Annotated in this window: 3 protein-coding genes; all 3 read right to left on the bottom strand. The window is 50.7% G+C overall.

Going from position 1 to position 655, the window contains the following annotated elements; genetic code table 11:
* Positions 1–183: P-loop NTPase (locus tag N1032_RS25870; RefSeq protein ID WP_259543484.1), on the bottom strand; the 183-nt coding region annotated here is incomplete at its 3' end.
* 67 nt (positions 184–250) lie between these two features.
* Complete coding sequence (locus N1032_RS25865; RefSeq protein WP_259543483.1) at positions 251–445, bottom strand: DUF3310 domain-containing protein; 195 nt, start codon at positions 443–445, stop codon at positions 251–253.
* Positions 420–655: hypothetical protein (locus tag N1032_RS25860; RefSeq protein ID WP_259543482.1), on the bottom strand; the 236-nt coding region annotated here is incomplete at its 5' end. The genes N1032_RS25860 and N1032_RS25865, both read right to left, overlap by 26 nt.

Genomic DNA, 655 nt, shown 5'->3' with positions numbered 1-655 from the left:
AAACGTCGGTTCGATGCCGTTGTTTACCCGGCGTTGCATCCAGCGCGCAAAACTTGCCTGGTCGACGTCGGTATCGAAACCGGCGGTATTAAAGCCGCGAGCGACTAAACGAGTCGCAAGCGTGCGGGATAAGCTAGACTTTTTCACTCCGCCCTTCCCGGCTAAAACTGCAATCTTCAGCATGTTGTAAGCCCTCGTTTTGGTGTGAGAGCAATATAGCTTGCTAGCGTGATATCATGCAAGCACTATTTTAAATTAATTTTGCGATATACCAGGAGGATTTTTTAAAGTCCTGAATCGCATCGCCTTTTTTACCGGCGCGCCAGATATACTTTAACGCGTTGCCTTTGCAGAACCCGGCGAACTCTTCCGGGGTCAGCGCGGCTTTGATCGCGTCGATACACTCGATATCACCGGCGTTATAGTGCGCCGGGTTGTTTACCATTTCCGTCATTCTTCGCCTTCTCCGGTTCGGGTTGTACGTAGTTGCTCAGGGTTTTACTGATTTGGGCGCGTAGTTGCTGCGTGCCCTGGTAAATGATCACCGTGTCTAACAGGTCATTGACCAGCTTCGCGTATTTGTGCGGGGGTAACACTCTCATATATTGGGCCTCACTGGTTCGTCGAAGTAACAAGGCTGCATTGATAGCCCAGC

Origin of the sequence: Herbiconiux daphne, from assembly GCF_024979295.1 — a bacterium.
In the GTDB taxonomy this organism is placed as follows: Bacteria; Actinomycetota; Actinomycetes; order Actinomycetales; family Microbacteriaceae; genus Herbiconiux; species Herbiconiux daphnes.
This window is presented reverse-complemented; position numbering and strand designations above follow the sequence as displayed.

Coding starts and splice junctions, on each gene's coding strand:
- N1032_RS25865 (WP_259543483.1), bottom strand. CDS start 445: ATGGTAAACAACCCGGCGCACTATAACGCCGGTGATATCGAGTGTATC.